The 26856-nt window shown below is 54.5% G+C and carries 23 protein-coding genes and 1 pseudogene; 10 read left to right on the forward strand and 14 right to left on the reverse strand.

The window, feature by feature from the left end:
* Positions 1 to 32: 32 nt before the first annotated feature.
* The 4 genes from PYL13_RS14305 to PYL13_RS14320 all read right to left on the reverse strand — a co-directional run bounded on the left by PYL13_RS14305 (position 33) and on the right by PYL13_RS14320 (position 4217).
* A complete protein-coding gene (locus PYL13_RS14305) occupies positions 33 to 785 on the reverse strand; it encodes an ABC transporter ATP-binding protein (RefSeq protein WP_192488293.1) in 753 nt (250 codons plus the stop codon).
* The gene (locus PYL13_RS14310) at positions 779 to 1846 is read right to left on the reverse strand and encodes a FecCD family ABC transporter permease (RefSeq protein WP_275641768.1); all 1068 of its coding nucleotides are present in this window, start codon (positions 1844 to 1846) and stop codon (positions 779 to 781) included. Before PYL13_RS14310 ends, PYL13_RS14305 begins: the two co-directional genes overlap by 7 nt.
* The gene (locus PYL13_RS14315) at positions 1846 to 2982 is read right to left on the reverse strand and encodes an ABC transporter substrate-binding protein (protein WP_275641769.1); all 1137 of its coding nucleotides are present in this window, start codon (positions 2980 to 2982) and stop codon (positions 1846 to 1848) included. The genes PYL13_RS14310 and PYL13_RS14315 overlap by 1 nt, the downstream gene beginning before the upstream one ends.
* A gap of 101 nt (positions 2983 to 3083) precedes the next feature.
* A complete protein-coding gene (locus tag PYL13_RS14320; protein ID WP_275641770.1) occupies positions 3084 to 4217 on the reverse strand; it encodes an ABC transporter substrate-binding protein in 1134 nt (377 codons plus the stop codon).
* A 111-nt stretch (positions 4218 to 4328) separates the two neighbouring features.
* On the opposite strand from PYL13_RS14320, the gene PYL13_RS14325 reads away from it, so the two are divergent.
* Positions 4329 to 5141, forward strand: coding sequence for a class I SAM-dependent methyltransferase (locus PYL13_RS14325; protein ID WP_250982053.1), 813 nt, complete (start codon positions 4329 to 4331; stop codon positions 5139 to 5141).
* A 61-nt stretch (positions 5142 to 5202) separates the two neighbouring features.
* On the opposite strand, the gene PYL13_RS14330 is transcribed toward PYL13_RS14325, so the two are convergent.
* The 10 genes from PYL13_RS14330 to PYL13_RS14375 form a co-directional block, all read right to left on the reverse strand.
* Positions 5203 to 5934, reverse strand: coding sequence for a L,D-transpeptidase (locus PYL13_RS14330; protein WP_405049362.1), 732 nt, complete (start codon positions 5932 to 5934; stop codon positions 5203 to 5205).
* Between the two features lie 14 nt (positions 5935 to 5948).
* Entirely contained in the window at positions 5949 to 6953 is a 1005-nt protein-coding gene (locus tag PYL13_RS14335; RefSeq protein ID WP_441296645.1) for a L,D-transpeptidase family protein, read from the reverse strand.
* 176 nt (positions 6954 to 7129) lie between these two features.
* Positions 7130 to 9394: a heavy metal translocating P-type ATPase gene (locus PYL13_RS14340; RefSeq protein WP_275641772.1), complete on the reverse strand. Its 2265-nt coding sequence runs from the start codon at positions 9392 to 9394 to the stop codon at positions 7130 to 7132.
* A gap of 170 nt (positions 9395 to 9564) precedes the next feature.
* Positions 9565 to 10878, reverse strand: a complete 1314-nt coding sequence (locus PYL13_RS14345) for an HlyD family type I secretion periplasmic adaptor subunit (RefSeq protein ID WP_275641773.1) — start codon at positions 10876 to 10878, stop codon at positions 9565 to 9567.
* Positions 10865 to 12712, reverse strand: coding sequence for a type I secretion system permease/ATPase (locus PYL13_RS14350; RefSeq protein WP_275641774.1), 1848 nt, complete (start codon positions 12710 to 12712; stop codon positions 10865 to 10867). The genes PYL13_RS14345 and PYL13_RS14350 overlap by 14 nt, the downstream gene beginning before the upstream one ends.
* Before the next feature lie 14 nt (positions 12713 to 12726).
* Positions 12727 to 13494 carry a hypothetical protein gene (locus tag PYL13_RS14355; protein ID WP_275641775.1) on the reverse strand — a complete coding sequence of 256 codons (768 nt, stop codon included), beginning with the start codon at positions 13492 to 13494 and terminating at the stop codon, positions 12727 to 12729.
* 128 nt (positions 13495 to 13622) lie between these two features.
* Complete coding sequence (locus PYL13_RS14360; protein WP_275641776.1) at positions 13623 to 16394, reverse strand: TonB-dependent receptor; 2772 nt, start codon at positions 16392 to 16394, stop codon at positions 13623 to 13625.
* A gap of 148 nt (positions 16395 to 16542) precedes the next feature.
* On the reverse strand, positions 16543 to 17550 hold the full coding sequence (locus PYL13_RS14365; protein WP_275641777.1) for a FecR family protein: 1008 nt from the start codon (positions 17548 to 17550) through the stop codon (positions 16543 to 16545).
* Positions 17551 to 17662: 112 nt separating this feature from the next.
* Positions 17663 to 18163 (reverse strand): RNA polymerase sigma factor, encoded by a 501-nt coding sequence (locus PYL13_RS14370; protein ID WP_259143474.1) that lies wholly within the window; start codon positions 18161 to 18163, stop codon positions 17663 to 17665.
* Between the two features lie 191 nt (positions 18164 to 18354).
* Positions 18355 to 19473: a mandelate racemase/muconate lactonizing enzyme family protein gene (locus tag PYL13_RS14375; protein ID WP_275641778.1), complete on the reverse strand. Its 1119-nt coding sequence runs from the start codon at positions 19471 to 19473 to the stop codon at positions 18355 to 18357.
* A 255-nt stretch (positions 19474 to 19728) separates the two neighbouring features.
* Between PYL13_RS14375 and PYL13_RS14380 the strand changes: the two genes are divergently transcribed.
* From PYL13_RS14380 to PYL13_RS14420, 9 genes and pseudogenes are all read left to right on the forward strand, one after another.
* Complete coding sequence (locus PYL13_RS14380; protein ID WP_275641779.1) at positions 19729 to 20409, forward strand: GntR family transcriptional regulator; 681 nt, start codon at positions 19729 to 19731, stop codon at positions 20407 to 20409.
* Between the two features lie 206 nt (positions 20410 to 20615).
* On the forward strand, positions 20616 to 22100 hold the full coding sequence (locus tag PYL13_RS14385; RefSeq protein ID WP_275641780.1) for a pectate lyase family protein: 1485 nt from the start codon (positions 20616 to 20618) through the stop codon (positions 22098 to 22100).
* 193 nt (positions 22101 to 22293) lie between these two features.
* Positions 22294 to 23502, forward strand: a complete 1209-nt coding sequence (locus PYL13_RS14390; RefSeq protein ID WP_275641781.1) for a TIGR03862 family flavoprotein — start codon at positions 22294 to 22296, stop codon at positions 23500 to 23502.
* Positions 23503 to 23694: 192 nt separating this feature from the next.
* Positions 23695 to 23832: a DUF1127 domain-containing protein gene (locus tag PYL13_RS14395; RefSeq protein ID WP_192488279.1), complete on the forward strand. Its 138-nt coding sequence runs from the start codon at positions 23695 to 23697 to the stop codon at positions 23830 to 23832.
* A gap of 243 nt (positions 23833 to 24075) precedes the next feature.
* On the forward strand, positions 24076 to 24294 hold the full coding sequence (locus tag PYL13_RS14400; RefSeq protein WP_275641782.1) for a hypothetical protein: 219 nt from the start codon (positions 24076 to 24078) through the stop codon (positions 24292 to 24294).
* Between the two features lie 221 nt (positions 24295 to 24515).
* Positions 24516 to 24767: pseudogene (locus PYL13_RS14405) on the forward strand (Arm DNA-binding domain-containing protein); the annotation flags it as partial.
* Between the two features lie 33 nt (positions 24768 to 24800).
* Complete coding sequence (locus tag PYL13_RS14410; protein WP_275642043.1) at positions 24801 to 25727, forward strand: tyrosine-type recombinase/integrase; 927 nt, start codon at positions 24801 to 24803, stop codon at positions 25725 to 25727.
* Between the two features lie 196 nt (positions 25728 to 25923).
* Positions 25924 to 26139, forward strand: coding sequence for a helix-turn-helix transcriptional regulator (locus tag PYL13_RS14415; RefSeq protein WP_275641783.1), 216 nt, complete (start codon positions 25924 to 25926; stop codon positions 26137 to 26139).
* A gap of 220 nt (positions 26140 to 26359) precedes the next feature.
* Positions 26360 to 26614 carry a hypothetical protein gene (locus PYL13_RS14420; RefSeq protein ID WP_275641784.1) on the forward strand — a complete coding sequence of 85 codons (255 nt, stop codon included), beginning with the start codon at positions 26360 to 26362 and terminating at the stop codon, positions 26612 to 26614.
* Positions 26615 to 26856 lie beyond the last annotated feature (242 nt).

A 26856-nucleotide genomic window follows, 5' to 3' on the forward strand; every position in this document is an offset into this window, starting at 1 on the left:
TTCGCTAGGAAACCGGAAGCGTTCCCCAAGTCTCAGAGCGCGCCGTCCACGATGACCAGCGGGCGACCCAGCGAGCAGTTTTCGATACGCGCCTCAATCTTGTAGATATCGCGCAGCATATCGGCATTGATCACATCGGATGTGTTGCCGCTGACGATCATCTCACCTTTTGCAATAACGATAGTGCTCTCGCAGTAACGAAGCGCATGGTTGAGGTCGTGCAGTGCAATCAGCACGATCATGCCATTCTTTTTGGCCAGATCGGCCACGAAACCCAGCACCTCGATCTGGCGATGCAGGTCAAGCGCCGAGGTTGGCTCATCCATCAGCAGCACTTCCGGCCTGCGCACCAGCGCCTGCGCCAGAGAGACCAGCTGGCGCTGACCACCCGAGAGTTCACCGAGACCACGAAACGCCAAATCTTCAATACGCAATGCCTTCAAGATGGCATCGATCTCATTGAGCTCACTGTCCTGAACACGCCAGCCTCCACCCTGTTTGGCAGATAGCAGGATGGATTCGTACACGGTCAAAACCGCGTTCGCACCGGTATCCTGCGGCATGTAACATATGGTGCGATCACCCCGTTCCGTATCGGAAAGCTGCACCAGGCCGGGGCCGGAAATGAGCCCCGCGATGCGTTTGAACAGTGTCGATTTGCCAGCCGCGTTTGGTCCAATAACCGCAGTTACACTACCACTTTGCAAAAGGTCGATGCCGACCTTTGAAAGAACGGTAACGCGACCGTAGGACGCGCCGACATCCTTGAGAGCAAGGGCTACCATGCGCGCCTCCTGTTGGAAAAGATCAGAACGAAGAAGAAGGGAACGCCAACCAGCGCGGTGATGACACCGATCGGCAGGATAGCGCCGGGAATAAGCATCTTGCTGACAACCGAGGTCACGGACAACAGCAGTGCACCGCAGATGACTGAACCCGGCAGGAAGAAGCGCTGGTCCTCACCCACCACCATTCTGGCAATGTGCGGGCCAACCAGACCGACAAAACCGATGGTTCCGACGAAGGACACCGGAATGGCGGCCAGCAGGCTGACGGTCAGCATGGTCTGCAAACGCAGGCGACGAACATTGACGCCCATGCTGGCAGCCTTGTCGTCACCAAGACGAAGTGCGGTCAGCGCCCAGGCGTTTTTCATGAACAAGGGCACCGTCAGCACAATGATGCCACCGGTCACATAGACCTTCATCCATGTTGCCTTGGTCAGGCTACCCATGGTCCAGAACACAACTGCGGCCAGTGCCTGTTCCGATGCCAGATATTCGAGCAGCGACAGCGCAGCGTTGAAGGTGAACACCAAGGCAATGCCGAGCAGAACAATGGTTTCCACGCTGACACCACGCATGGTGGATGCAAAATGAATGAACATTGCAGCCAGCATCGCCATCAGAAACGCGTTGATCGGCACCATGTAGTGTACGGCACCAGGAAAAATCGCGACCCCACCCACCAGTGCCAAAGCAGCGCCAAAGCTGGCCGCAGCCGAGATACCAAGCGTAAACGGGCTGGCAAGCGGGTTGGACAGTATGGTCTGCATCTGCGCACCGGCAACCGAAAGCGATGCCCCGACTGTCACGGCCATCAAGGCAATCGGCATACGAATATCCCAGATAACCACACGAAGTTGGTCAGTGACCGAAGCCGGATCAAGGATCGCACCAACAACCTGCGACAGGGTATAACGCGCCGGGCCAAGAGCCATGTCTGCCGCGAGACTAACACACAGGGCAAAAACCAGCCCCGCCAGAATCATAATCCTGCGTGTGGCAAGAGCGCGATATTGATCGCGCCCTGTTACTTTGACCTCGATTTCACTCAAGGAAGCCATCAGTTCGAACCTTTTTCGAGAGAGACGAAATATCCCGGCTTATACGTCACCGGCAGGAATTTCCTATGGAATTCCTCAAAGTTCTTCTCAGGGTCCAAATCGGCAAAAATGTCGGGGTGGAACCACTTCGCAAATTGCTGGATTGGGAAGAACTCATATGGCGCGCCATAAAACTGGTGCCAGACTCCATGAACCTGACCATTCTTGACGGCAGACAGGTTGGGAAATGGCGTGCGTGTCATGAGATTGGCAAGACGTTCGCGCGCCACCACCATGTCGGCCCCACGACCGAGCGGCACAAACTGGTTGATATCGGATTCAGCGGCCCAATTGGAGCCGGTCACGATGACATGGGCAGGATCCGAAATCACAAGCTGTTCCGGGTTGAGATCGCCAAAGGTGGTCTTGATAATCCCCTCAGCTACATTGTGCCCGCCAGCCAGATCAACCATCGCGCCGAAATTGGCGGGGCCAAATGTGCGGCAGCAGGTGTTCTCACCCGAGATACCTGGCGAGCGTTCGATGAACACATTAGGGCGTTTCAGATCCTTGATGCCAGCCAGCCTGTCGGTGACGCGGGCAATTTCTGCACGGCGATAGGCAATGAATTCTTCTGCCCGCTGTTCCGCACCAAAAAGCTGGCCAAGAATACGGATTGATTTTTCGCTGTTCTTGTCCGGGTCAATTCGGAAATCAAGATAGATGACCTTGATGCCGGCAGCCGCAGCCTTTTCTTCAAAGCCGCTTTCCTTGGCACCCTTTTCGGCCTCAAGGTTCAATGTGATGACGTCAGGTGTCAGCGAAATTGCGGTCTCGAGGCTGAAATCGCCTTGCGGGATGTAACCGAAACGCGGCAAATCCGCCAATGCCGGAAACTTTTCGACATAGGCCGTATAACTATCAGGATCTTTTTTGATCAGGTCATCGCGCCACCCGACAATGCTGTCGAATGTCTGATCACCTTTCAGCGCAGCGATAACGTGGAGCTGCCGGGCTTCACCAACTATCACGCGCTTGGCGGGCAACTCGATCTCGACCGTATGTCCCGTGACATCGGTAATTTCAGCAGCAAATGCCGGCATTGCCAGAAGTGAAACGGCGAGCACCGTTACATGGCGAAACATCTTGAACCGCATGGGTGTCCCTCTCTCTTTAATCAGAAATAGCGAGGCCGCAATTTTGCAGCCTCGCCTGTCGATCAACCGGCACACCCCCATGCACCGTCATTCGTCACTTTTTACTCTGCGTCCTTCAAGGACACGAAGTAGCCGGGCTTGTAATCCAACGGCAGGAAACGTGCGTGCAACTCCTTGAAGGTTGCTTCAGGGTCCAGGTCTTTGAACAGATCAGGGTGCAGCCACTTGGCAATTTCCTGAATTGCAACGAACTGGTAGGGATTGTTGTAGAACTGGTGCCAGATGGCGTAAACATTGCCATCCTTGACCGCCTGCACACCGGTAAAGGCCGGACGCTTGGTCAGGTTTTCCAGTTTGCGGCGGGCTTCTTTCAAATCAGCGCCATAACCGACACCAACCCAGTTACCACCGGGAACATAAGCGTCCCACTTACCACCCGTCACGATGATCTGGTCAGGGTTCGAAGCAATGACCTGTTCAGGATTAACGGTACCGAAAGTGCCGGGAATGATGTCCTTGGCCATGTTGATGCCACCGGCAATCTCAACCATCTTTCCGAAGTTCTCGTTGCCGAAAGACATGCAGCAATCATCGGAATAACCACCTGCGCGTTCGATGAAAACAACAGGCTTCTTAGGATTGTTCCTTTCCAGAACGTCCGTGACACTCTTGATGCTGTCGGCGCGGAACTTGATGAAATCTTCAGCCAGTTGCTCCTTGCCCATCAGCTTGCCCATGACGCGCATGCTTGGCTCGGTGTTTTCCATCGGCTTTTCACGGAAGTCGACATATACAAGCGGAATGCCAACCTTGCCGAGCTTCTCGATGTAACCGGCTTCTTCCGTCGCCGTCTTGGCATCGATGTTCATCAAGATGACGTCGGGCTTCAGCGCCACTGCCTGCTCAATGTCAAATGTACCATCCTTCATACCACCAAAAGTCGGCAGCTTGGCGATGTCAGGATATTTGGCCAGATAGGCCTCATAGGTTTCAGGGTCAGCCTTTGGCAGGTCATCGCGCCAGCCAACCACGTGTTCAAACGGGTTGTTCTTGTCTAGAGCAGCAAGGAAGTAGATCTGACGGCCTTCGCCAAGAATGACATTTTTGACAGGCACATTCACCTCAACGTCACGGCCCGTGACGTCCTTGAGGGTGACCTTGTCTGCAAATGCCGGCCATACGCTCGACACGAGAAGACCCATTGCAAGTACAGTTGATTTGCCTGTAATGCGCATTGAAATTGCTCTCCGGTAAAAACTGCCGGGGCTTTATTATTTTATGACTGATACCGTCAAGTTTTATCTTTTAGACGGTTTCCAAAGTGACAAACGCCAGGGTTGGATACGATGTCGAGCATAGACGGACACGGGAATAATTTCGCGCTGCGTGATGAAATCAAGGCCTATTGGTCATCCCGCGCTGCAACCTTCGATCTTTCCCCGGGTCATGAGATTTTCTCCGATGAGGAGCGCGCCGCCTGGCACGCTTTGATCCTCAAGCATCTGGGTCCGGGTAACGGTCGGGTTGCACTGGATCTTGCCTGCGGCACCGGCGTAATCTCCCATCTGATGGATGATCTCGGTTTTGCCGTCACCGGTCTAGACTGGTCCGAAACCATGCTGTCACTGGCCCGCTCAAAGGCAATCTCCAGAGGCCGCTCAATCCATTTCAGCATGGCAGACGCGGAAAACACCATGGAGCCGGATGGCACCTATGATGTCATCATAACCCGCCATCTGGTGTGGACGCTGGTAGACCCGAAGGCCAGCTTTGCCGAGTGGTTTCGCGTGCTGAAACCCGGTGGAAAACTGCTGATCGTGGATGGGGATTTCGTAAACATCAGCCTAGGCGAAAAGCTGCTCAAGAAGCTTGCCGCGCTTCTGGAAAAAGCCGGCATCAGCAACCCCGGAACACCACATGCGCCGGGCCACAGTGCCAGCACCCACAACAGCATCCTGTCCCGCGTCTATTTCTCGAATGGGGCACGCGCAGATGCCGTCGCCACACTGTTGAAAGACACGGGTTTCCAATCACTTACTGTCGATGCCAACCTTAAGAAAATCCATAAGGCGCAGGCCAAAGACCTCGGATTTTTCAAGGCAACTGCCCGTGGCCTGCAACACCGTTACGCCATTCTGGCAACCAAACCGGATGTCTGAGTAACAAAAAGCCCACGCGTTTCACCAAAGCGTGGGCTTTTGAAAATTCAGACCAAAACGATCAAACCGGCTGCGGGAGACCCGGAGCAACGGCAACCATCGGCGCCGAAAGGTTCATAACCAGGATCGGTGTCTTGCCCGGTACCCGGTTATAGAGATCGATGATATCCTGATTGAGCATGCGAACGCAGCCAGACGATACCGATTTGCCAATCGTCCACCATTCCGGCGAACCGTGAATACGGTAAAGCGTATCCTGGTTGTTCTGGAAAATGTAAAGCGCGCGAGCACCAAGCGGGTTGTTCAGACCAGGTTCCATGCCGCCATTGGCAATGCTGTAAGGCTGCAACTCAGGCTGGCGCGCCACCATTTCATCCGGCGGTGTCCAGCGTGGCCATTGGCGTTTGTACTGGATAACACCCCTGCCCGCCCATTCAAAACCGGCGCGACCAAGGCCAACGCCGTAACGCATGGCCTGACCACCTTCCATCGTCAGATAAAGGAAGTGGTTGCTCGTATCGACAATGATTGTGCCAGGACGTTCACTGGTAGGATTTGCAACCATCTGGCGATGAAAACGCGATGGAATTTTTTGATACGGAATGGCCGGCAGCGGGAACTGCTCCTCCGGCATCGGGCCATACATGCTGGCCAGCATGGAATTATCCACAGACGGTTCAACCGGTGCCGCAACGGTCTGGTTGGAGGTCGTGGTGCAGCCAGCCAATACGGTGGTTGCCATTCCGGCCGTTCCTAGCAGGAACATGCGTCTTGTGATAATCTCGGTCTTCAATCGACGTCCTCAGTTTATTTTCTTATGCCCGCAAAGGGATCAGCCAGCGCCGCTTCGGGACGGCTGACGGGGTATTTGGTTTTAGATACGCTGGCCGCCATCTTCTTCGCGCCATTCTTCTCGAGAATTGCGCGGAAGCTCGGATGCATGCCACCGTCGGAATATGCCATCACCGGAACCGACGTCGCCTGCGCGATGGCCAGATCCACTTTCTGCTTTTCCAAATCCAGTTTTGCCATGAGTGCCGAATCCGGCTGGTTTACGGCAGGAGGACAAACGGCCAAGGGATCAGAAGGTTCCCCACCGGAAAATTCTGTATTGAACACATAACGGCGACCGCAGACCGACACCTTCGGCTGGCGTTTTGTCAGCTCGAAGGAATCATATCCTTCCTTCAAGGTGCGCCAGAACGGCATGTTCTCGTCGTCCTTGTGCATGGCCATATTTTTCGCCGTCATCCGGAAAGGATAGGCCTGCACCTGGAAGCGGCTCTGACCACTTTCCAGCGCCTTTTGAACGACAGCGTAAATTTCACCAACCTGCTGGTCAGTCATGGCGTAACATCCCGACGATGAGCACGCGCCATGCACCATCAATGCCTCTCCGGTGTAACCGAGGGCAGATTCAAGACGGTTGGGATAACCAAGGTTGAACGATACGTAATATTGCGAGTTCGGGTTCAGCATCCCGGCCGAGACATGATAAAAACCTTCAGGCGCTTGACGGTCGCCAGATTTCATCTTCGGTCCAAGTTTGCCGGACCAGCGGCACATCGGGTAGGTTTTAAACAGCGCATAGGCACCAGACTTATCAACCTTCCAGACTTCCAGTTCGCTTTCCTGCTTGAAAATGCGAACAAGAACAGGGCTTTCCTGTTTCATGCCCCTGCTGGCCATCTCGGCCTTCACCTTACTGGACAGCTTTGGTGCCTCGGCCGTTGCGCTGAGGTCCATAGACGTACAGCTGGCCAGAGAAATGCCCACCAGCGCAGCCGCCGCCAGCTTGTAAACAGATGGCAACAGAGAGCGCTTAAGCGAAAGACAGTGGTTTTGTTCTGGTAAAAACATTCCGCAATAATAGTCCGTATTCGAGTGCCGCTTTTATCACAGCTTCCGATGGACACATTACCCATTCGTTAAACATACGGACACAATGTGTTGATCACCGGAAGCAGTCTGTCAGACCCGCCAGGGCATTACTTCGGGATTTTCAGCAATCGCAGCGCATTGAGCGTAACCAGCACCGTTGCCCCCGTATCAGCCAGAATTGCAGGCCAAAGGCCAGTAATTCCAGCAATTGTCGTGACCAGAAACACCGCCTTCAAACCAAGAGACATGGCGATATTCTGGAAGATGTTGCGCATGGTACGCTGAGACAACGACACCATTTGGGCAACATCCCCAACCCGGCTGTGAAGAATTGCCGCATCGGCCGTTTCCAGCGCAACATCCGTTCCGCCACCCATGGCAATGCCGACATTGGCAGCCGCCAGAGCCGGTGCATCATTGATGCCATCACCGACTTTGCCAACGATGTAACCTTCTTTCTGCAGCTCACCGACAATACGCTGCTTGTCCTGCGGCAACAGTTCGGCACGCACATCAATGCCAAGCTGCGCGCCGATGGCAGTCGCAGTACGTTTGTTATCGCCTGTCAGCATCACAACCTTGATGCCTCTGTCCGTCAAAGCCTTCAAACCAGCGACCGCATCGGCACGGGGTTCATCACGCATGGCAATGGCGCCACACAACACGTCACCGGCAATCAACAGCGACACCGTCTTGCCCTGATCGTTCAGCGCGGCAATCGCATCCAGCCGTTCCTGCGAGATCGCAACACGCTCAGCCGCAGCATTGGGCGATCCAAGGAAGACGTCGGTCCCTTCAACCCTCGCAGCAACTCCCTTACCACCCAGTGCCTTTGCATCGTCAACAGGCGGAATTTCAATGCCGTCTTCTTCCGCCTTGGCCAGAATGGCAAGCGCCAGCGGATGGCTTGATCCGGTTTCAAGGGCAGCGGCGAGACGCAGCGTTTCCACCGCCGTTTTCTCAAAGGCCAGCACATCGGTGACCTTCGGCTTGCCTTCGGTCAGCGTGCCCGTCTTGTCCAATGCAACCGCCGTCAGCTTGCCAAGCCCTTCAAGCACTGCACCACCCTTCAACAACAGGCCACGTCGCGCACCTGACGATAGCGAGGCGGCAATGGCAGCAGGTGTTGAAATGACCAGCGCACAGGGGCAACCGATTAGCAGAATGGCAAGACCCTTGTAGATCCATTCGCTCCAGCCCGCCCCGAGCAGCAGCGGCGGCAGAACGGCAACCAGCGCCGCAACGACCACGACACCGGGGGTGTAATATTTGGAAAAACGGTCGATGAAACGTTCGGTCGGCGCCTTGCTTTCCTGTGCCTCCTCCACCAGCCGGACCACACGGGCAATGGTATTATCCTGTGCAGCCGCCGTCACTCGCACCCGCAAAGCTGCGTCACCATTGACCGTACCTGCAAAGACTGCGTCATCGACAGACTTGCGAACGGGAACACTTTCCCCTGTTACCGGTGCTTCATCAATGGCGCTTTCACCCGAAACAACAGTGCCATCTGCCGAAATGCGGTCACCGGGACGAACCAGAATTACCGAACCTACAGCCAGGCTTGCGGCCGGCACTTCGCGGGTTTTGCCGCTTTCTTCCAACAAGGCGGTTTTGGGCACCAAAGCAGAAAGCGACTTGATGCTGGCACGCGCCTTTCCAGCCGCCACACCTTCCAGCAGTTCGCCAACCAGAAACAGGAAAACAACGGCAGCCGCCTCTTCCGTAGCGTTGATGATCAGCGCGCCGACTGCGGCAATGGTCATCAGCATTTCAATGGAAAATGGCGTTCCCGCCAAGGCCGCCATGATGGCGCGGCGCGCAATGGGAAACAGGCCAACCAGCATCGCTGCCGTAAAGGCGTAGAGCTGGATTGCCGGGAACAGGTGGCCGATGCCGTAAGCCAGCACAAGTGCCAGTCCGGCCATGATCGTCAAACGGCCCTTGCGGCTGCGCCACCATGGCCTATCACTGACGCCGTGGTCATGACCATGCAACCCTTCAAGTCCATCATCGGCCGCTGCACTCGCAGCACGCTCATGCCCGTGGTTATGTTTCTGATCATGCCCATGATCGTGGTCGCCATGATCATGATTGTGAGAGCATGAAGGACCATGCACATGCGGCTCGGGCGCCGGCTTCACATCACGGTCTGCTAGACGCGTTGCCGGATAACCAAGGCCTGAGACCTTTTTGCCGATCGCAAGCAGATCGCTCACGTCATCATGCGTCACCGTCATCGTGCCACCGGTCACAGAAACGGAAACATCCTCCACGCCCGGCATACGGCGAACTGCCGTATCGATCTTGGATGCGCAGGAAGCGCAATCCATGCCGTCAATCTTGAAACGTGTGTTGTGCGACGTGCCCATAATGAACCCTCATTTTCCAGTCGCTCCTTTTTTAAGACCTATAGCAACTAGAGGTACAAGAGGGTTTTTCATGTAAATTCCCGAAAAATGACAACCATTTGAAACAACAACATAAAAGCAGAAAACGACCTGCAATGGTCTGCAGGCCGTCTGTATATCATCAATACGTCTCACTCCTCACGGAATGCGCGGTTTACCTGATCGGACAAAGGTTTCATCAAATAGGAAAGTGCCGTGCGTTCGCTGGTCTTGATGAAGGCTTCCGCTGGCATGCCGGGCACCAGGGTGGCGTTTTCGAGTTTACTGCGCTCCCCTGAGGATACCGCAATACGGGCCACATAATGGGAAAATCCGGTCCGCTGGTCTGTGGTGAGGTCAGCTGCGATACGGCTGATATGCCCTTCAAGCTCCGGTGTTACACGCTGGTTGAAGGCAGACATCCTCAAAACGGCTTTTTGCCCCAGTTGCAGTTGATCGATGTCCTTCGGCGCAATTTGCACCTCCAGCGCAAGATCATCCCCTTCCGGTACAACAAGCATGATCGGATCTGCAGGCGTGACCACACCGCCCACCGTATGAACCGCCATTTGGTGCACGACACCGGATTGTGGCGCAATGATATCGATGCGCTTCAACTCATCTTCAGCGGCAACTTTGCGTTCGACATATTCCCCCATCTGGGCCTGAATTTCGCGCAACTCACGCCCAACTTCGGTGCGTAGTTCCTGATCGATCTGCAAAATCTGTAACTTGGTTTCGGTGATACGGCCTGCAGTCTGTGCCTGATAGGCAATCTTTTCGCCGCGCTCGCCACCAAATGTGGCGGCCTGCGTCTGCAAACTATTCAGGCGCTGGACGGACACGATGCCCTGCTCACGCAGTGATGTCTGCGAAACGATTTCCGCTTCCAGCACCGAGAGGCCCTTCTCGTAGGCCATCTCCTGCGCCTTCAACCCCTCGATTTCATGTTCGAACTGGGTGATGCGTTCGGCCAATTGCGCTTTTCGGCCTTCCCGGAAGGATTTGCGGAATTCAAACAGCTTGGTTTCGCTGCGCATGGCGGCAGCAACATCGGCATCGTCCTGCCGCGATTGAAGCGCAACCGGAAAAACCAGCGCTGGCAAACCATCTCGCTCCGCTTCCAGCCGCACAAACCGCGCCGTCAACTCATCCAGCCGCTTGGTCACAATGGCAAGATTAGCCTTTGTCTGGGTCGCATCCAGCCGCATGACGATATCACCGGCCTTGACCTCATCACCTTCGCTGACCAGAATTTCACCCACCACACCGCCGGTTGGATGCTGGACTTTCTTCACATAGGAATCCACCACCAGATGGCCTGATGCAACAATGGCGCCTGACAGATTTATCGTTGCTGCCCAGCCACCGACACCGCCCAGCAGAGCGACACTGACCACCAGCGCCATGACCAGATGTCTGCGAATGGAACCGGAAACGTAAGTGCGCTGGTCAATGTTTGACATCAGGGTCTTCCTTTCGGTCATCCCGTTCACTTGCATTTTCAAGCCGTGCGGCCTGTGCATTGGCAACCACCCGCAGTGGTGTTACCGCATGGGCAGAAGCGGTGTAGCCACCGGCCGGCTGTTGTGGTGTAGGCGGTGTACGCAGCACTTTCGACAGAACCTCGTCACGCGGTCCAAAAGCCTTCATTCGCCCATCTTCCATCATCAGCACAAAATCGACGATACCGATGGCACTGGGGCGGTGAGCAATAACAACAACAATGCCTTTGCGATCCCGCACCGACGCCATGGCACGCACCACAGCAGCCTCACCTTCGGCATCGAGATTGGCATTCGGTTCATCCAGAACGACAAGGAAAGGCTCGCCGTAAAGCGCACGTGCCAGACCGATCCGCTGACGCTGACCGGCGGACAGCGACGAACCGGCCTCCCCAATATTGCTGTCGTAACCCTTTTCAAACCGCAGGATCAGTTCATGCGCACCAGCGGCCTTGGCCGCCGCAATAATGGCGTCCGGATCAGCATTGTCCTCGAAGCGGGCGATGTTTTCGGCGATCGTGCCGTCAAAAAGCTCAACGCCCTGCGGCAGATAACCGATGTGACGACCGAGCGCCTCACGATCCCACTGATCAAAGCTGGCACCATCGATCCGCACCTTACCGCCAGCCGGAGTCCAGGCACCGGTCAGAAGACGCGACAGTGTGGATTTTCCGGAACCGGACGGTCCAATAATGCCAAGCGCCTGACCAGCAGCGACAGCAAAACCAACCCCGGCTACCGTTGGTCGTTTTTCGCCGGGCGGTACAATGGTGACATTCTCGACGCGCAAATCCTTGACCGGACGCGGCAAAGCCATTGATGTATCGGTCGATGGCACCTGGGTGAAAAGTGTGTGCAGACGCGCCCAGCTTTGCCGTGCTGCCACGAATGATTTCCAGTTGGAAATTGCGAGATCAACAGGTGCCAAAGCGCGGCCCATCATGATTGAGCTGGCGATCATGATACCACCAGAGGCTTCCTGCTCAATCACCAGCCAGGCACCGACCGCCAGAATGGCAGACTGCAACACCATGCGCAGCGATTTGGCGATATTGCCAAGGCTACCGGCGACATCACCAGCCTTGCGATTGGCAGCAAGATACCCCTCGTTAGACACCTGCCAGCGCCTGCCAAGCCGCCCAACCAGCCCCATGGCCTGCACAACTTCGGCATTACGGCGCGAAGCCTCCAGCAATCGATTACGCGCCATGTTTTCGGTGATGGTGTCGCGAATGGGCTTTTGCGAATAGATATTGGTGAGAACGGTCAATGCCACCAGCACGATAGCGCCGCTCAACGCCGTCACGCCGATCCAGAAATGGAAAAGAAAACATATGCCGAGATAAAGCGGCATCCACGGCAGATCAAAAAACGCCGTCGGTCCTGTGCCGGACACGAAAGTCCTGACATTGTCGAGATCACGTAGCGGCTGCAAACCATCACCAGAGGTCCGGGCGACAAGCGGCAAACGCACCACGGCATCGTGCACCTGACCGGAATATTGCATGTCGAAATGTTCACCGACGCGGATCAGCACGCGCGACCGGATGATATCAAGCATGCACTGGAACGCATAAAGCCCGACGGCAAGCAGGGCCAGCCCAACAAGGGTTGGCACGCTACCGCTGGCCAGCACCCGGTCATAGACCTGAAGCATGAAGATCGGTGAGGTCAAAGCCAGAATGTTGACCACGCCACTGACGAGCGCAACACCGCTGAAGGCGCGCTTGAGGGGCGAAACGACCGCCGCAGTCAGAGACTGCGGCGGCGTTTGCTGCTGGTTTTGAAAGCCCACAGCGTTGTCTTCCCTTAGGCGGCCAAAGCCGTTGCGCTTGCGAAGACGAAGTCAGATGCGTCGAGAACACCGGAGTTCACGCCAACGAGCTGGATGGAGTCGGAGCCGTAGGCAACGTAAGCATCTCCAGCGTCATCGAAGATCGTCAGATCGCCGAAGTTGACAGCGCCCCAAGCAGAGATGTCGAGCTTGTCAACGCCGTCCTGGTAACCGGATGTACCAGCAGGGCCATCATTGGTGACAACATCGTTGCCGCCGGAGAACACAAAGGTGTCCGCGCCGCTGAAGCCGACGAGAATGTCGTCACTTGCGGTGTCTTCAATTACCGTGCCGGTGGCACCCAGGTAGGAGTAGAGGTAGCTCAGCGTGTTACCACGGGTGATGCCGTAGATTGCGTAGTCAAACGCATCAAGGCCCGTGCCGTTGTAGTTAAAGGACGGATCGAGATCGATCGAGAGCGCGACATTCGACAGAGTGATGCCAGAAGAGGATTCACCGTAGCCGGTGCCGAAATCCAGCGAGCTGACAGTACCGGTCAGGTTACCGAAGGAGTACTCGAAAGCACCACCGACGAGCACACCATTACCGCCGCTTGTGTTGCCGTTGCCCCACTGCGTGTAATCCCAGGACGGATTTGCACCGATAACTGCAGGATCTGTCTGCAGGCCGGGGCCGCTACCGTAGAACGCACCGTAAGTGGAGCTGTAAGTCGTGTTGCTCCAATTCTCCAGATATGATTTGAAATCCGAAGATGTAGACGTTAGTGAAATAGTGGTAGCCATAATAGATTTCCTTTGCTTGGTTGCTAAGGTTTATCCTGATCCAACAATCAGGACGGTTACTCCCTTGGCCGGGTTGCCGCCCGGTCATGGGAACTTGCATTTGAGCCTGCCACCGGCTCAAAAATTCGTCACAATCTCACATTCAGACTGGCGAAGAAGGTCCGCCCCGGAGAGGGGTAACGGCTTCCGGCAGGAACGTGGTTGATATCGGTTACGTTATCGATGCTCAGTCGCAACGTGGTGCGATCGTTGAACTGGTAGGAACCGTAGAGATCGAGTTTTGTGTATTTGTTGGATGTGTAACCGCCATCCGGATTAAAGGTTTTCACCTGCGATAATGTCGGCGTCGAATGGGTTACGCGACCACCAATTGCCAGCTTGTTATCGAGGAAACGCACACCGGCATCAAGAGTAGCCTTGAGTTTTGGCGGCACACCCACGCTCGAGTACATCTGAACATTGTCTGAGGAGACGGTTTGACCGTACCAGGTGCTTGGCACCTTTTGCGCCCATTCTGCGTCCAACCAGGTCGCAGAGCCACCGACCCAAAAGCGACCGGTGTCATAGTTGCCCTCAAGCTCGACTCCGCGCATCCGGGTGGCATCAGTTGTATTGACATAACTCTGGAGTTGTCGAGATCCTGCATATGGATAGAAATAACCAATCACAATAAGATCATCGATTTTGCGATTGAAAGCGGACACCTTCAGACGGAGCGTGTCATCCTCTGTAAAGACACCGTCAAAGTTGATGTTGGCACCAATTTCCCAGGTTTCTGCTGTTTCAGGCCGGAGACTTTCGTTCGGTGCATAAACAGACAGCGGAGATACGTCTTTCGGCAAGTCTCCAGCAAAGAACGCCTCCGTTACAGTCGGTGGCCGGTAGCTCTTCGAATAGCTAACACATGGTCGCAACCACTCAACCGGCGTAAACTCGACAGTGAAGGACGGCAACAATGCGCCGCCGGAACGATCGATATTCACGGTGTTTTCGGGATAACCGGCCGGCGTGCTTAATGCAGCAATGGTTGTGCCGGCTCTGTAAAACTGGCCGTTATAGATTTCACCCTGACGGGTCGACCAGATATTTCTCAGAACGGCGTTAGCGCTGGCAAATCGTGCCGGATCATATGTCGCGACATAATCATACTCAGTTGTGACGGCGGATGCGATGTAATTCACACGATCTCTGTAGTCGTAGTATTTCGGCGAACCCTTGAGCCGATACCAGTCATATCGTAAGCCTGCCGATAGTTTGACCCAATCGGTTGGCTCAATGTCTCCGTTGACAAAGAGACTTGCCATATCGCGACGACCCGCCGGACTGAACGATGTAAAGTTCGATGCCAATTCCGGCCACACATCAATTGATGTGCTGGAAGCACTGGAATTTCCGTGATCACGGAAGGCTTCGACGCCATAATTCAGTGTTGCCGGACCGATAGCAGTTTCAAAACGGCTGGTATTGTCGATATTGATACCAAAGCTCATGAAATCAGCACTGATCAGTGTGTCGGGATAACCTGCAGCACCGCCCCGGGTGTGGCGAAGCGTCTCTTCCATCGTGTCGTTCAGCCAAAATGTTGAACGGAAATCGATCAGGTCATTATCGATGGGGTTCCAGTCAAGATTGGCGGTTACAGTATTAACTGTGGCCTCTTCATCGCTGAGCCCACCCATGAACCATGCAAAATCCTTCTTCTGATGGGTCCATGCTACGCCGGTCGTCACGTCTCCGAAATCACCTTCCAGTTTCAACAGCGACGACATATTGTCTCGTTGCATGAAGGTAACTTCACCGTCTTCATCCCCATCCCACTCAATATCCCCGTGGCTGCCAATCTTGTAATTGCCAAGCTTCTGGCGCGCGAAGCCGCCGGTGATCGAGAATGGGGAATCTCCCATACGCTTCGACGCCAGTATGGAACCGTTGAAATGCTGATTGTTGGTGCCAACAGTCGTATCGATCTCGACACCCCAGTCTTTTCCATCCGAGATGATATCGTCTGCGCCAACCGTGCGGAATGTCACCGCGCCCGCCAGTGAACCTGCAAGGCCCGATTTGGCGCCCGTTAACCGTTCAACCTCAACGACACGAATGAAGGACGTTTCAACATAGCCCTTACCAGAACTGCCAATGTAGCTGTCGCCACCTGCTGAAATCGTACGATTAGCGTTCTGGCGCGCACCATCAACGGAAAGCACCACTCGACCCATGTCCTGCACACCACGAACATTGGGCGACACTGCCGGAGAGTTGGCAACGGAGTTGTTGACGTAGGTCCCCGCGACATTGTCGAAGAGATCGCGCACATCACGTGCACCCAGGTCAGACTGAATGGCCTCGCGGCTGACAACACTGACACTGGCCGGTGTTTCGTACACCCAGTCGGGTGTTCCCTGATACCCGGCTCCTGATGCAGCGTTTCTGCCCGATTTACCGGTGATCGTAATGGTTTCAAGCATTGTGGAACCATCCACTGACGGCACATCGGCAGCGGCCTGATCTGCACCGATAACCACCGACCGGCCATTGCCCGCAAACCTGAATGTAATACCCGTGCCACCGAGCAGTTGCGTCAAAGCTTCCTGAACGGTCAGGCTGCCGGTAACCGCGTTGGTACGCACGCTTCCGGAGGCCGGAGAGGCAAGCGTCACCTGCAGGCCGGACTGGCGACCAAATGCGCCAACCGCAGCCGACAGCGATTGCGCTGGGATATTGAAAGCACGACGTTCAGCCTGAGCTGCATTCGTTGCCGGTGTTGCCCCACCGGATGACTGCGCATGCGCCGCTGATACCCCGTAAAAAATTGCCATGGCCGTGCTGGCCATAAGAAGTGCGCGCTTGCCCGTCTGCCCCACGCCAGACTGCTTTGCACTTTGTTTATTGGAAGAACTCATTACCCTGCCCGTCTTCTTTGCCTACAGTGGCAAATGTTGAATTTCACATTCAACAAAAAGACGATTGCTCTCGGAATTTTTTTCAACCAAAACGAATTTTGTCTGTAACCAACTGGAAAGTAATGGAAATTTTTACGCCACGTGAGACTTAAAAGCGCGACACGATCCTGACTGATCCCGATATCGAGCGGATTTTTCCGCCATAAGGCGTGACCAAAGCCTCAAGCGCCTGATCCGGCTCGTTGAGATTGTAAAAACCGGTCACCTTGCTGTTGGCCAGCGACCTGTCCGGCACGCTGATCCAGGCGGAGTGATAACGGCCAATCTTTTCGACAACTTCGGCGATTGTCTCTTCCACGACATAAAGTTCGCCGCGACGCCAGGCACCAATCTCATCGATAGAAACCGCCTGTTTGCTCATGCGTTTTGTTGCACCGTCAACAGTCACCCGTTCACCCGGCACCAATATTTGTGTTGCGGATGAATCGTCACGGAGACTGGCCTTCACCGAGCCACGCGCGAGGGCAACAATGGTCGCCTTGTCAGACATGCCAACATCAAAAGCGGTTCCCAGAACCTCCACTTTGACATCGCGTACGTCGACCACGAACGGTCGCGCCTCATCCTTGATCACATCAAAGAATACCTCACCGGCAAGCACGGCGACATCACGCTGGCCTTGATGATAATTAACCGCAAGCGCACTTTTGGGTGCAAGCACAGCGGTACTGCCATCGGCCAATGTCACGGTGAGACTTTCACCATTGCTCGTGCGATAATCAGCTTCCAGACGAACGGCCATGTCCGGAATGGACATGACGGCAAGACAGAGCACTGCAAGCGTTGCCCCACCCAGCGCGAACCGGGAAAAGGTTCGTCTCGGCATGAAGAACCGCCGCGTTGCACGACGTTGTGGTGCGGCCTGACCCGCATTCTCCCACTGGGAGCGCATAGCCGGTTCAACCGCTCCGAAAACACTCCAGCCACGACAGGTCTTTTCCCATGCCTGACGGTGGTTCGGGCTCAGTTCCAGCCAGTTGCTGAATTCCTTCAGCAGATCTGCATCATCCGAATTTTCCTCGAGACGTAAGAACCAGTCAGCGGCTTCGTCAAAAACATCCAATTCGCCTGCGTCTGTTTTCGCGGGATCGTTCATCGACGTGCTGCCTGTGGTCTCTCATGAGTAAAAATAACGGTTTCATGCTCTCCTTCTAAAGAGACGATTGAACGCATTATTTTTTTCATGGAAACGTCATGTTTTTGGACGTTCATTTCATTTTCCTGACAAACTCCGCAAGCCCGGTCTTGACCAGACGGTGTGCGGTGGCAACCGAGACACCCAAATGCACCGCAATATCCTCCATGCGATAGCCGCCAAAACGGTGCATTTCCAACGCGAGGCGCGTGTCCGCCGGCATCTCGTTGAGGATTTCGCTGACCTGACGAACTTGATCGCAGAACAAAGCATGGTCTTCGGGTGATCCATGGTCCTGCGGCAGGCCCCAGAACGGCGTGTCATCCGGTCTTTCCCGAAGGTCGTAGCGACGACGTTTGCGGACGTCGAGTGCAAGGTTGCGAACAACACGGAAGAGATAGGCCTTGAGGGCACTCGGCGCTTCGGCCTGCTGCGGTACAAATTTGATAAAGGCTTCCTGCACAACATCCTCTGCCTCCTCTCGGGAGCCAAGAATGGGTGTGGCATATTTAATAAGATCAAGGCGATGCGCGACATAAACGGCATAACGCTTGTCGTCTTCCCGAATGCCCATTTTATACCAAACAGCTAATCAATATCGGATGACCCCGAACCATTCCAAGCTCGTATATCAGCCGGAACAACTCCGATCCAGAATTACATGAATGAAAAACTCATGAAATTCTACTTTCCATTGATTACCTTTATGTGATGTGTCCGATCGGCTGAGATCGGGCACATCAAAATTGAGATCGAGGGCCGGTCTTAGCTCAGTCTTTTGCCATAGCGGGCAAAACTTTCCGCCAGAATGGTGGTGCTGGCACCCGGACGTTCAGGACGCGCGTAGACACCATCCTTGACAGCAATCGGCTCTTCGAAATGGTCCTTGATCCATGGAATATACTCCAGAATGGTCGAGGCCGGATGCCAATAGCTGAGGTGCACATGCACTTGGCTCATTTCGCCGGCATGCGGCACGACCGGCAAACGATGCGCCAGAGCAAGGTCGGCCACCTGAATATATTCGGTAATGCCACCTAGGCGCGTCACATCCGGCTGGACATATTGAACGGCACCGGCCTCGATGAAGGAACGGAAGGCATCAACCGTATAAAGCTGCTCACCCAGTGCGACAGGGATAGTGGTGTTGCGCGCCAGCGTCGCATGGCTGCCGACATCATCGTACCAGAGTGGTTCTTCAAACCAGAAGATATCCAGTCCCTGCGCTGAGGCGCAAAACCGCTGGCAGGTGGGCAAATCCCATTTGCCATTACCATCAATGGCGATGCGAATGGAACTACCCAGGCGTTTACGCACTGCAGTCAGGCGCTCAATATCGACATTGGGGTCATCATGCCCAACCTTGAGCTTGATGCGTGTGAAACCATCCTCTTCCACAGCCTTTGCCGATCCGGCAAGCAATTGGTCCTTGCTAAAGGAAAGCCAACCAATATCAGTGTTGTAAGCCTCGACACCCTTGGTGCGGGCACCACCGAGATAACTCCACAGCGGTACGCCTGCCTTCTTGGCCTTCAAATCCCACAGAGCGACATCAACAGCCGCAAGCGCCAGATGGGTGATGCCGGCGCGGCCGACCCATTGCAGTGCCGGATTGCGCGCCAGTTTCGTCCAAAGGCGCGAGTGATCCGACGCATCTTCACCGATCAGCAGCGGTGCGTAACAATTTTGAATGCATGAAGTGATCAACCGGTCTGATGCAAGATGTGAGTGCGTACCGGTAAAACCATAGCCTTCCAGACCATCATCGGTGACGATCTTGGTACCAACCACACCCCAATGGGTGATGTTGTGCGTTGAATCTGAAATGGAATCCGAAGTCAGTGGCAGGTGGACAATAAAGGGGTGAACTGAGGCAATTTTCATCTGTTTTGCTCCTGGTCGATCCGTGAACGCTGGAAAACGGGGGGGATCGTGAACTGGAATGTCATGGGTGGGGCAACTGTGCTGCCGTCGCAAGGGTGCAGGCAAACTGGGGCTGCAGGAAAAATCTGGCTAAAACGAAGGCCTCCTCTCCTTCTTTGATCAACATCTAACGCAGAACCATACGTTAGAAAATAAAAAATTTTTTATTTTTTGTTTTTAATTGCACTCGTTATGAATCTGACAGAAAATAACGCCATGACGATGATTAAGACCACGCTGGCCGAACAGGCCTATCAGGAGCTGCGCAACCGCATCATTCAGGGGCGATTGCCGGAAGGTTTCCGCCTTTTGCCCAACGAACTTGCTGTCGATCTCGGCATCAGCCCCACCCCCATCAAGGAGGCATGTCTTCGTCTGGAAGCAGACGGCCTTGTCACCACCTCAAGCCGGCGGGGAATGGTTGTCCGCAGTTTCGGTGAAACCGATGTCGAAGCGCTTTATGCCGCGCGTATCCTCATCGAAAAGGGCGCGGTGGAGGCAGCATTTGACGCAGGTCGTTTCGATCTGACCTTACAGAAGAAACTCGCAGAAACACTTGCGCAGCATAAATACTTCGCAACCCGCCATTCCCTCGACGACCTGTCGAAAGCCCTGCAGCACGACCGGGCCTTTCACAGCTTGTTGGTGGACGCCGCGCAGATGCCGATCATCTCGGAAACCCATGCCCGCATTGTTGCGCAAACCCACACGGTGTTCGTTTCACTGCCGGGAGATTACAGCCGGTCGGTCGCCGAACATCAGTCCATCCTTGATGCCATCAAAACCGGGGACAGGGATAAGATCGTGCAGGCGCTCAAGACACATCTGGAAATGAGCAGACGCAATACGCTGCATCAGGTTGCTATTCTAAAAGCCCGTAAATCAACTTCGGCATAAGTCGCTCTACACAATACCCTTTACATCGCTGTTTAGCATCGGCTGCTGGAGAGCAGCTCTTTAATGCATAGAGCTGGAAAACAGATTCAGCCAATATTATATGCAACCAAAAATTATATATTCAATTATTGATTGTGCTAAATTCGCAGTAATGTCTACCATTCTAGCGGGGGGAGTTGATTCTACGTTTCGAGGAGGAGACAGTGATGACAACCACATTCCGCAAAGCCGCGTTTCTCGTGGCAGGGACAGTCCTGTCCTGCATGATCGTGCCAATTCTCGCCGCACAGGCACACGAAGAAATTGCCCGGCAGGCAATTGGCGCGAATGATGGCTGGGCTGCAGGCACGGATGGTGGCTCGAAGGCCGACCCGTCCAACATCTACACCGTGTCAAACCGCAACGAATTGCTGGACGCACTCCAGGCAGGCGGAAAACCTGATTTGCCCAAGATCATCAAGGTAGAAGGCACTATCAATCTGTCGGTCGACGATGACAATAAGGAGTTGACCCAGAAAGACTACGCCGATCCCGCCTATGACTTTGAGGCCTATAAAAAGGCTTACGCGCCCGCAGTCTGGAACGTGAGATTGACGGACAAAAAACGCCCGGAACGTGACTTGACTGGCCCACAGGAAGAAGCACGGCAACGGTCTGCCGACAATCAGAAAAAGCGCATCGTTATTCAGATCACCTCCAACACCACGATCATCGGCCTTGGAAATGATGCCAAAATCATCAAGGGTAATCTGTTTATCGGCAACGGCACCGAAAACGTCATTATCCGCAACATCACATTTGAAGATGCCTTCGATTATTTCCCGGCCTGGGATCCGGGTGATTCCTGGTCGCTGAACAAGAATTACCCCGGTTGCGACGAGATTTATGTCGATGCTGATACCGGCCCGCAAAAATGCCCCGGCGGCCGCTGGAACTCCGAATATGACAGCATCTCAATCAATGGCGGCAAAAGGGTCTGGCTGGATCACAACACCTTCACCGATGGTGAGCGGCCGGACAAGCTGTTCCCGCCAGTATTCCCCTTCCCACACAATCAGGTCGAGCAAAAAGTGCAGCACCACGATGGCCAAGTGGACATTACCAACGGCGCCGACCTCGTAACTCTGAGCTATAATCACTTTCAAAATCACGACAAGACATCACTGATCGGCGGTAGCGACAGCCTGACCTCAGACGAGGGCAAACTGAACGTTACGTTTAGGGGCAACTGGTTTGAAAACGCAGGACAGCGCATGCCGCGCGTGCGCTTTGGCAAGGTGCATAGCTACAACAACTACTTCTCCGGCGATGCATCCGGTGCGCCTGACGCAAATTTGAGCGTCCTTGAAAATCATGAACGCGGCATCAGCCAGTCAAAGGACATCCCTATTTTCCGCAGCGCTTTTGGTATCGGCAAAGGCTCCGCCATTTATTCGGAAAACAACTTCTTTGAGATCAGGAACGGCAACATTGGCAATGCGGGCAACATTCAAGGCGGAACGAGGTTCTTTGACTCCGGTTCGCTGGTGAATGGTGAGGCGGCAGACTTTGCGACAGTACTGAATGCTGATCCGAAAAAGCCGATTTCACCAGATGTGGGCTGGAAACCGGCTCTCTATGGCAAGCGTCCCATTCCCGCGAAAGACGTACCTGATTATGTCAGGGCGAATGCCGGGGCTGGCAAACTTTAACTGCAAATCCCTGCCTTACGTACCAGAACGCTCTTATGGCGGTTTGCACCGCCATAAGTTCCCCGTCAGAACGTCGAATCGACGCGCCGCTATCAATTTCCAAAAAATAAGTGCTGCGGCCGTGCAAAACCCGGCCGACTTGCGATAACAACGCTCTAACTTGAGCAGTGGAAAAAGCAGGATGGCATTCCGAATGGCGACAAAACGCGTGGCAATCATTGGTGGAGGACCATCCGGCCTGATGGCCGCTGATATTTTGTCTGCCGCGGGTCATGATGTCAGCGTCTATGAAGCCATGCCCACCGTGGCACGCAAGCTGTTGATGGCCGGAAAGTCCGGTTTGAATATCACCCATTCCGAGTCCTATTCCGCATTCAATGAGCGTTTCGGCGCAGCCAAACAACATCTGCAACCGGCACTTGATGACTTCGGACCATCCGATGTGCGTGACTGGATGGCAGAACTCGGCCAGCAAACCTTTGTGGGAACCTCCGGCCGGGTGTTTCCCGAGGTCATGAAAGCCTCGCCTCTGTTGCGCGCATGGCTGCATCGCCTCGAACAACAGGGCGTCAAACTTCATACCCGCCACCGCTGGACCGGTTTTAACGGCGACCTGCTGACCTTTGAGAACCCAACTGGAACAATCGACGTCCGCTCAGACGCCACATTGCTTTCACTTGGCGGCGCAAGTTGGCCCCGGCTTGGATCCGACGCCGCCTGGCTGCCGACCTTGAGAGACAAAGGCATTGGCATTGCCGACTTCAAACCAGCCAATTGTGGTTTTGATCTTCCGTGGAGCGATGTCTTCCGCAGCCGTTTTGCCGGTGCCGCAATCAAATCCGTGGTGACAAGTTCAGCGGCTGGCAGCTTTCAGGGTGAATTTGTCATCAGCAAACATGGCGTCGAAGGCAGCCTGATCTACGCCCACTCCGCCGTGTTGCGTGACGCGCTGCTGGACACAGGCAAGGCAACCCTGTTTCTCGATCTTGCGCCGGGCAAGACGGAAGAAAAGCTGGCCAGCGACCTCGCCAAAGCCAACTCGAAAGACAGCCTTACCAACAGACTGCGCAAAAAGACTGGTCTTAGCGACGTCAAGATTGCCCTGTTGCGTGAACTCACACCTGAGATCACCCAGCTGGACCCTGCCGCTGTCGCAGCAAAGATCAAAGGGCTTGCACTTCCGGTAGCCACGACCAGACCAATTGCCGAGGCAATATCGGTCGCTGGCGGCATTGAATGGTCGCAACTGGATGAAAATTACATGCTGCGCCCGTTGCAGGGCATTTTTGCAGCTGGTGAAATGCTGGACTGGGAAGCGCCAACAGGCGGCTATCTGCTGACCGCATGCCTTGCGACAGGCAAAGCGGCAGCCAAAGGCATGCTAGAATTCCTCAAGACGTAAGCCAAAGCCACCTACAGGTTTCAGGCCACCCAGTTTCAGCGGCAATTTCGATCAAAATACAGGCAGTCTTGCAACCCAGCATCGTAAAGCGGCATGGGATGCAAAAAACGCATGCCTGCCAATTATACTTATGCATTATTTTTAGGCGAGAAATGTCCTATTATTTAGTCATACCAAACAAAGGAGATGGACATGAAATTCGGTGAGATCGTAAGAAGTTACACAGCAAAGCGTCGCGCAGTTCGCGAACTGAACCAGATGGACGAACGTTCGTTGAACGATATCGGCCTGCGTCGTGAGCAGATCAGCCATGCTGTTTGGGGTCGTTGATCCCTTGGCAGTGTGCGCCAATACGCACATTGAAACTACTGCACATTAATGGTGGCGGACGCTCAAAAGCCGGCACCATTTGGCTCCCATAAATGAGCCTTTTGACAGGTAACGCACAGTTTAGAGCGGCCTGCCCCAGCCTTCCAAAAACACATCACAGAACCCAGCAGGGCAAACCGTGCCTATGGTCACGCGCATCGCAGTTTGTGGAAATTAACCCACACGCATTGGTTTGCAGTTGCGATGATTGGCAACAGCACAGATTTGTTCTATGCAAATGCCATGTCAGAAAACGTTTTAAAATTCGAGCGTCGCCCTCAACCAAAACCACCGCGGCAAACCCCGCCGTGGCAAAAACGTCTGCTCGTCATTTTGGCTGTTGTGGCCTTTTTCGCCGCTGCCTTTTTCTATTATTATCTCACAGGCGAGCAGAGCGGCACGCTGGGCTCAACCCCTCTCTGACATCTGCATTCTACATGGCAGGCAACGGCGATCGTCACGTTTGCACGTGAAAACATAAATCATTATTTTTGAAGATTATGGCGCACCCGACAGGCGACAACACATTGATTTTGCTGACTTTGCTGGAAACATACCCTTGATTTTTCATAACAGTTTGCCGAAATGGTCAACGTGGTTGAACATGGTGGCAACACCTTCGGTTATGAAAAGGGTTATGAACGGTGGCACGGCACAAACTCACAGATTCCAAGATCAAGACCCTGACCAAAGTTGGAGTGCACGGTGACGGCGATGGACTGTATCTTCGCGTCCAACAATCCGGCAGTCGATCATGGATCTTTGTTTGGCGCCGGTATGGAAATCGACGGGAGCTCGGTCTTGGTCCTTACGGATCTGGGTCTGGCCATGTCTCCCTGGCTGCGGCACGGGTGAAGGCCCAGGAGTGTCGCGAGATTATCGGTGCTGGCGGAGATCCTAAAACGGATCTGACTGAGAGGAAGGCCGCAGTGAAAGTCGCCTCGTTCGGTCAGGTTGCTGATGAATACATTGCAGCGATGCGAACAAAATGGAGGTCTCAAAAGACGCTCCTCAAATGGCAACGATTTGCCACGACACATGCGTTGGCTATCCGCAAGGTTCCAGTTGAGGCGGTTGCAACTGAAGACGTGTTGAAAATTGTCCGGCCGTTGTGGGCGGAGCGGCCAGAGACGGCTGGCAATATCCGTGAGTGTGTCAAACTCGTTTTGGACCATGCCAAGGCCAGAGGCTTGCGGTCGGGCGACAATCCAGCACAGTGGGCCGGACACCTCGATCAGATCCTCCCGCCACCTAAGAAACTGGTTCGAGGGCACCACGCAGCTATGCCGTTCGCAGGCATTACGGACTTCTTCAAGAGCCTTGGGATCATAGGTGGCATTGGTGCGCGCGCGCTCGAGTTCACGATCCTCACTGCGGCGAGGCCTGGTGAGGTGCGAGGCGCAACTTGGGCTGAGATCGATGTTGTCGCCAAAGTCTGGATTGTCCCTGCCACCCGTATGAAGTCGAATCGGGAACACCGCGTACCGCTCTGCGATCGCGCTCTTGAGATACTTGAGGCAATGCGAGAACGCGCTGTCGATGACCTGATCTTCCCAGGAGCCAAGCAATCAAGCCCGTTATCAGACATGACGCTGTCCAAGGCGTTAAAAGCCGCTGGAGGAGCAGCTTACACGGTTCACGGATTTCGTTCGACCTTTCGCGATTGGGTCAGCGAGCAGACAAATTTTCAGCGCGAGGTTGCCGAGGCCGCGCTCGCCCACGCTGTCGGTGACAGCGTAGAGCGAGCCTATCGACGTGGCGACGCGCTGGATAAGCGCCGTTTGCTCATGGATGCGTGGGCGAACTTCGTTACTGGCGCTGCGGCAGATGTGCTGAAGCTGCCTCATCGAGCGTGAGAACGGCCAAAAGGGGCAAAAAAGACAGAAAAATTACAAAAAAAATTCAACAATGAATTCAACAAACCGTAATATCAAATCGAACAATTCAATACGTAACGTATTGATATAAAAAGGTAAACTTCTTACAACAGGGTTGTATAAACACAAATAATTCGAGAATGTCGCCTCAGACAATAAAAACGAGGCGACAAAAATGAAAACCAACAAAACATCTCAATCCGTACTGATTTCCTTGAACGATGCTTGTGTCATGACGAGTCTTTCGAGGACGTTCATTAACAAAATGCGTGCTGCTGGCGAGTTTCCGACGGCGGTGGCACTTGGTGAAAAAAGGGTCGCGTTCGTTCGATCCGAAGTTGTTGAATGGATTGAGCGGCGCATCTCCGCTCGCGCCGGGAGGACCGCATGATGACGCGCGCGCCCCTCGTCACAGATCAGCAACTTGCAGTCCTTCGGTCGATAGACGATCTCGCAAAAGCAATAGTCGCGCTATCCGAACGGCCGCCTACGGAGACCGATTCGAAGGCGAACGTTCGCCAGGCTGCAACGATCTCGAGACAAATCTCCCAGCTGGTCGCAAGCCTTGCGTACGAGATGACAGAGCCTGTTTCGGTCCAGGAGCGCAAGCAATGACGCGACGACACCTCTCAAAATCATGGATCCTAAATTTCACTCGAAAGGGCCTGCGTGTCCTCGTGGCTGAAGACAGGCGCCTACGCCGCAAGGCGGTTGCAGCAGGCGTAACCTTCCGGCGGCTCAGGTCAGCGCCGCACGGCATTCGGCTCGTCGCACCTGATAACTTGACACTCGACGGATTGTTTGAATTTGAGGCCGAAGCGCACCTCGACCGGATCATTGCCGAACGGAAGGTGGCGCAGGCATGAGCGCGACACGCTTCGACCTTGCCACCAAGGAGCTGGCGGTACTTCGTGGACAGCCAGGGTTCGATGAAACGGCCTTCACATCTTGGGATCTGCAGAGTTTTGCGGACCGCTTCAGTCTCTCGACACAGGAGGCCTCCGACATCGTTCGCAGCACAAGGCCCGCGCCCGACAGAAGTCGGTTTCAATGGCTTGAGGCGATCACGTTGGCTTGCGGTCACGGCCGTATCTCCCAGAAAGGACTT

It is taken from the genome of Agrobacterium sp. Azo12 (genome assembly GCF_029193765.2).
Taxonomy (GTDB): domain Bacteria; phylum Pseudomonadota; class Alphaproteobacteria; order Rhizobiales; family Rhizobiaceae; genus Agrobacterium.